Annotated in this window: 6 protein-coding genes and 1 pseudogene; 2 read left to right on the forward strand and 5 right to left on the reverse strand. The window is 51.5% G+C overall.

All coding sequences use genetic code 11. The features are described 5' to 3' along the window. Positions 1–33 precede the first annotated feature (33 nt). From BN3772_RS27155 to BN3772_RS27165, 3 genes are all read right to left on the reverse strand, one after another. On the reverse strand, positions 34–903 hold the full coding sequence (locus BN3772_RS27155) for a transporter substrate-binding domain-containing protein (protein WP_042203479.1): 870 nt from the start codon (positions 901–903) through the stop codon (positions 34–36). Between the two features lie 4 nt (positions 904–907). Next, positions 908–1,423, reverse strand: a complete 516-nt coding sequence (locus BN3772_RS27160; protein WP_042203480.1) for a GNAT family N-acetyltransferase — start codon at positions 1,421–1,423, stop codon at positions 908–910. A 120-nt stretch (positions 1,424–1,543) separates the two neighbouring features. Beyond that, positions 1,544–2,437, reverse strand: a complete 894-nt coding sequence (locus tag BN3772_RS27165; RefSeq protein ID WP_042173867.1) for a LysR family transcriptional regulator — start codon at positions 2,435–2,437, stop codon at positions 1,544–1,546. Positions 2,438–2,724: 287 nt separating this feature from the next. Here BN3772_RS27165 and BN3772_RS27170 point away from each other — a divergent pair, with 287 nt between their 5' ends. Then, positions 2,725–3,288, forward strand: coding sequence for a GNAT family N-acetyltransferase (locus BN3772_RS27170; protein ID WP_042203481.1), 564 nt, complete (start codon positions 2,725–2,727; stop codon positions 3,286–3,288). Positions 3,289–3,606: 318 nt separating this feature from the next. On the opposite strand, the gene BN3772_RS31420 is transcribed toward BN3772_RS27170, so the two are convergent. Continuing rightward, on the reverse strand, positions 3,607–4,272 hold the full coding sequence (locus BN3772_RS31420; protein ID WP_042203488.1) for a vWA domain-containing protein: 666 nt from the start codon (positions 4,270–4,272) through the stop codon (positions 3,607–3,609). Positions 4,273–4,488: 216 nt separating this feature from the next. Next, positions 4,489–5,004, reverse strand: a pseudogene (locus tag BN3772_RS31425) (TerD family protein); the annotation flags it as partial. Positions 5,005–5,155: 151 nt separating this feature from the next. Here BN3772_RS31425 and BN3772_RS27180 point away from each other — a divergent pair. After that, the gene (locus tag BN3772_RS27180; protein ID WP_042203482.1) at positions 5,156–5,818 is read left to right on the forward strand and encodes a 3'-5' exonuclease; all 663 of its coding nucleotides are present in this window, start codon (positions 5,156–5,158) and stop codon (positions 5,816–5,818) included. Positions 5,819–6,057 lie beyond the last annotated feature (239 nt).

The following is a 6,057-nucleotide window of genomic DNA, read 5'->3' on the forward strand; positions in this document are numbered from 1 at the left end:
ACGCTCCCTCCCTTCCCGGGTTCACCGGTATCCTCACTGCGCCGAATCCGCAGTAACGTCAGCACCCAGCCATTCTGTGCTCAGCTTGCCGAGCGTACCGTCTGTCTTCAGCTCCTTAATGGCACCGTCGATGGCATCCGACAGCTTCTGGGAATCGGCATCATCCTTGCGGAACACATAGAGAATGTCTGCGGAGGACAGTTCAGGACCGGCAGCCTTCAACTGGTTCTGCGGGTCAACGATTGGGAGGACAAAATCCGCAGCCAGTGTAGCATCCACACGGCCTGTAGTAATCTGTGCGGCTGTATCATTGGCCGTTCCGCTTTGATAGACAATATTAATGCCATCTGCGTTTTCTTTATTGTAATTTTCAAGGATCTGCGCCTGTGCGCTTGTCGCGCCGACCAGTACCTTTTTACCTTTCAGATCGTCCAGTGTCTGAATCGAATTGTTATCCTTAGCTACGACAATACGGTTTCTCCAGTGGGCATAAGCTTCTTTGTTAAACGAGTATTTCAGCTCCCGCTCCGGGTTCTTCTCCATGACATGGGCAACCAGGTCGATCTTTTTGGTCTCCAGGCTCAGCAGCAGGTTGCTGAAATCCATTGTCTGAAAATCAAATTCGTATTCCGGCAGCTTGTTATCAATTTCCTTGAGCAGCTCCACATCAAAGCCGGTCAGTTTGCCGTTCTCATCGAGAAAGCATACCTGCGGGAACCCGGTCCCCGTACCTACGATGATCTTTGTTACCTTAGCTGTTGTATCCGCCGGTGCCGCCGCTTCAGCTGCCTTATTGCCCGCACTGCCTGCGCTGTTGCCGCCTGCATTGTTGCTGTTATTTCCGCAGCCGGCTATCGCCAGTGTTAATACCGATGCAAATACGAGCGAAATGGACTTTTTCATGTTTCTATCCCCTTTGAGTGAATTCTGGTTTATTTGTAAGTGTCTTTTTCATCAGATACATAATGCCGTCGCCGTTCTGCAGATCAAGCTCTACAAAGCGCTCGTACCCCCGCCGTTCATACATTCCTACCAGCCATGGGTGCTTTTTCGCGGTAGCCAGCGTAACTTCGGGTGAACCGAGCTTGCCGAGGATAATCTGCTCCTCTACCCAGTCCAGCAGCTTCCCGCCGTACCCTTTGTTGCTGTAATCCGGATGGGCAGCGAACCATTTTACAAAAGGCAGCGGGCTGATTTGCCGGATCTCCTCTTCGTTAGAAAGTGTAATGGTAGCCGTAATCGTTCCATCTACCTCAAGCACATAACACTCATTGGCGGTTATGTTGTCTTCAATCAGCGCCAGATCGGCATTTGCCGCCGGCCAGTGCAGCCCGAGCTCGCGGATCAGCTGATAGGCACGGTATGTAACATCCAGCAGCTGCTCTGCATCCTTCAGCTCCGCCAGCCGGTAAACCTCACTCATCGCAAGCCCTCCTGTCTTTCAACTGTTTAACTTTATAATCCCTATCGAATTAGTCGTGATTATATGCAATTAACTTTATCACTGCATGTGACCATGCGCTAATAGAGTTTTTTAATACATCTATACAATTAGTCGATTACCGACCTTTCCCGGGGCTGCTTCAAGCAGCGTTTCAATAAACTCCGCATTCTCCCCGTTCAGGGAGATCAGGCTGGTCCGCAGGGAGATTCCCTCCGTCTCCGCAATGTCCACCCGGATCAGCGTTCCTGCCGCCACTTCCTCCTGCACGCTAAGCGCCGGCAAAAAGCAGATGCCTGCCTGCTTAAGCACAAGCTTTTTCGCCGTCTCCAGATTATCCACGTGGTATTCAATATTCGGCGGCTGCTCCATGCTCTCGAATACACGGTGCAGCCGCATCCAGTCCAGGGAGCCGCATTCAAAAAACACCAGCGTCTCAAAGCGGATATCCTGCAGTGTTGCCCGGCCGCTCTTAGCCAGGCGATGCCCTGCATGCACATACAGCGAAATAGGGTCCTCGCAGAACGGGTACGTCTGGATTGCCGGATTGACTACCTTGCGGATAAAAGCGAGATCGATTTCCTTGGCCTTCAGCTTATCAATCAGCAGATCGGTCGAAGCCGTTGTAAGCTTGATCGTGATATGCGGATATTTCTGTTTCAGCCGGTGCAGCAGCTGCGGCATCAGATAGTTGGACACCGATACGGTGCTGCCGATTCGCAGCTCATTGGGGATATGGCCTTTGGCCTGAAGCTGATGCTTGCCGCTCTGATACACCTGGAGAATCTGCTGGGCGTATGGCAGGAACTGCTTGCCTTTATCCGTGAGATGAACCTGCTTGCCCAGACGGTCGAACACCCGGCAATCCAGCTCCCGCTCCAGCGATTGAATACGGGCTGTTACCGTCGGCTGCGAAATGTACAGCACCTCGGCCGCTTTATTGAAGCTTCCATAGTGGTTGATGTAGACAAAGGCCTCAATATTATCGATATTCACTCCAAGCCCTCCTTGAAAAGCCTTATAATTTTAACTATTCCGATGAATTAACAATGTTTTATAACCGCACTCACCTATAGATTTTGTATATATATTAGTTACCGCACATTTTTTTGTCAATATATTTGCGATGCGCATCTCCCCGTTTTCCATTAAATTAATCACAATTATAGATAGAACTTTTCTATCCATTTATCGGAATTGCGAAATTCCACTTATATCACTGTGAATTATCAGGTATAATGACAGCAATCAAATGACCGAATCCGCAGGATGAAGGGGGTTTATTGAATATGTCAAAAGAAGTTATTATCCGCGACGCATCAGACAGCGACCGGGATGCCATTGCGGGGGTCCTGCTGGATGCCTACAGCCAATACTCCGCTTATTTACCCGAAGCCTTTTGGCTGGAATACCGTGATTCCATCCTGGCTTCTGTTCAAGGGGATGCACCGGCTGCACGGATCGTCGCCGAGACGGATCAGCAGATTGCCGGCAGCATGCTGCTGTTCACCTCATCGGAGGCTGCCTACGGCAGGCCCGAGCTTGGCATCCATGCCCCTGTGCTGCGCCTGCTTGCCGTCTCTCCTTCCGCCCGCGGCCGCGGAATCGCCACCCTCCTCATCGGCGAGGCCGTGCGCAGATCCCGTGAATGGGGCGCAGCATCCCTGCATCTGCATACCTCCGACATGATGGCCTCCGCCATCAAGCTGTATGAGCATCTGGGCTTCAAGCGGGCCTATGAGACCGACATTATGAACGGGGAGACACTGGTCAAAGGCTACCGGCTGGATCTGCTGTCCGACCCTGCATATGACGCTAACCTGCCGATATCTGCGACCGGGTTCTGAGCAATCTGCGCTGCGGGTTGACCGGCTTTTGTACAGCCGGGAACCACTGGCTTACATCCGGTTTCTGTTTCCAGAGCCATGCCTAGTTGCAGGCATAGTGCGGTTTAAACCTGCCACACACCACGCGCCAACTCCGGCTCTTACCGGGCCGCCTTTCCACGCAATATGCGGCAGTCCGGCTTAGACCAACCACATACTACTCGTCAACTCCCCGGCTAGTACCGGCCCGACTTTCTGCGCAGTATCGCACCGCTATTCGGCATGCAAACAGGCCAGCCCCCGGGGCCGGCCTGTTTCATTTATTGCTTTTGCAGCTTCTTAAGGTTGTAATATCCGTTTATCCTTAGCCGCCTTAAGCCAGTGCGGGAATTCGTTCAGTAGCCGGTCATACAGTTCCTCATCCGTGACCTCCTCAATCCGGTCCAGATGCACAAAATCCGCATTATCCACAACCCTGCCGGTCATATTATCCAGTCCTTCCAGCACTTCAAAATCGGAGTTGCCGATGCCGACAAACTGCCAGAAGATCGGCTGGACGGCTGCATTTTTAATGATTTTTTTCGTAGCCCTTACGACGCCTCCGTCATTGATAAAAATAATAAATACCGGAGTGGTATCCTTCTTCTCTTCCTTCGTATATTTGCGGATCACGTCCTCCATGACCGGCGGCTCATTATTAAAACCAAACTTATGAATAGACCGGTTATTCAAAATATGCCTTTTGACATAATCGCCGAAATCCCGCTCTGTCACCGGCTCCATACGGCTGAACTCGTTATCGTATACCCACACATCCAGAACGCCGTTGTCATCGAATTTACTGGCTACAGCAAGAATCCGCTCAACCACTTCCTGCACCACGCCTCTCGCATACAGATTCCTCATGGAGCCGCTGATATCCAGGACAATACCTACTCTGGCCGTTACGCCGGTCAGCTGCTTCTTTTCGAGGGTGAACTGGACGATTTTTTTGCGCAGATCTATTTTGGAGAGAACAGGAGGTTTTAAGGCTTCTGCCGGTGGCGGTGGAGACGGGTTAGAAGAAGCGTTCGCTGGCGGCTGTGCGGGCAGATTGACAGATGCTGATGCAGACTGCTTGTCCGGAGCCGCAGTATCATTTGTACCTCTGACTGCAGTTTCGGCTGCAGCAGCAGCCTCCGTCTTACCGGCCTCTTCCACTTCCAGTCCATAGTTCACACACAGCGCAGCAAGGCCTCCATTAAATCCGCTGCCGATGGCGTTAAATTTCCATTCCCCGTTATGACGGTACAGCTCCCCCACTACAACCGCCGTTTCCATTGACAGATCAGAGCCATAATCAAAACGGTACAGCTCCTCGCCGCTCTCCCGGTCCAGCAGCCTGAGATAGAGGCCGGACACATCCTTCATCCGGTGGTTCAGCTGTTCGCCTTCATAGAGGGTTAGTGTCAGCGCGATCCGGGCAACCTTTTGCGGAAGACGGGATAGTGCTACTGTAATATTCTCCTTGTCCCCGTTTCCTGCAGCGGCGTAATTGACGGAACCATCCTGAGATACCGGGTTGCCATAAAAAATAAAATCCTCATCGCGCTCACACTTCCCCTGCTCCGACAGCAAAAATCCGGCAGCATCAATCCCCATCTCCGTATTTCCCGCTGACCATCCAAAGGACAATATAAGCCCGCTCAAGTTTCTTCCCTTTGTTACGTCTGCTTTCTGGCCTTTCAGCAATTGCATTTGCTCATCTCCTTAATAGATTGGTATTTTCCCAAATTTGCATAGTCTAGGAATAGCATACTATCCGGTTTTTGTAAATTGAGCAGATTGTATTTAATCTCTCACTACTTTAATATTAAAGATACATAATGATAGATAAGGGGCTTTACCAATGAATTTTACTGCAATTGACTTTGAAACCGCGAACGCAAGCCGCTCCAGCGCCTGCTCCCTGGGACTTGTCCAGGTCAGGGACGGCATTGTTACCGCCGAGCATGTATGGCTAATTGATCCGCGCCAGCGGTTTGACGGCATGAACATCGCTATTCACGGCATCACCCCCTCTATGGTCCAGGGACAACCTACCTTTGAGGAGCTCTGGAGCACGGTGGAGCCGCTGCTGCAGGGCGAAGTTGTTGTTGCGCATAATGCCGCCTTTGATATGAGCGTTCTGCGTTATTGTCTGGATGCCTCGGGGAACAGCTACCCTGACTTTCAATATTTATGCACGTACCTGCTTGGCAAAAAAATGCTCGATGAGCTGCCCTCCCATAAATTAAATGTCATCTCCCAGCATTTCGGCATCAGCCTGAAGCATCACGATGCACTCGATGACGCCCGTGCCGCAGCGCTGATTCTGCTCAAGCTGATGGAGCAGGACCAGAAGTTCGAGCCGCTCTTGCTCGCAGATAACCAGGGCTACACCACAGGAAGAATGTTTGCAGGCGGCTACACCCCATTCAAATCGCCGCCCAAAAAAGCGCCGCGAAAGAAGCAGCCGGCCAAGGCACCGGCATTCCCGCCATCGGCTTCATCTATTAAGCCTTACTTTTAGTGGGGAGTTCCGGCCGGGCCGCTGCTATTTGAGCGGCCCGCCTCACTTTACGTGACAATAATTACCTGATCTCCCTTGTTCTCTGGATGGGGGATTTCTCCCTTTAGTGGGGCGACCCACCTCTCTCTACACACCATTAGTGGGATTTCCCCCTTAGTGCTGCCAATCCGCCTACTATGTCCTTTATTTTATCCATTCTACCTTCCGCCAGCGAAATCAGAGGCACTTTTGCCCTTCAT

The sequence above is a fragment of the Paenibacillus camerounensis genome, from assembly GCF_000723885.1.
GTDB lineage: Bacteria > Bacillota > Bacilli > Paenibacillales > Paenibacillaceae > Paenibacillus_AQ > Paenibacillus_AQ camerounensis.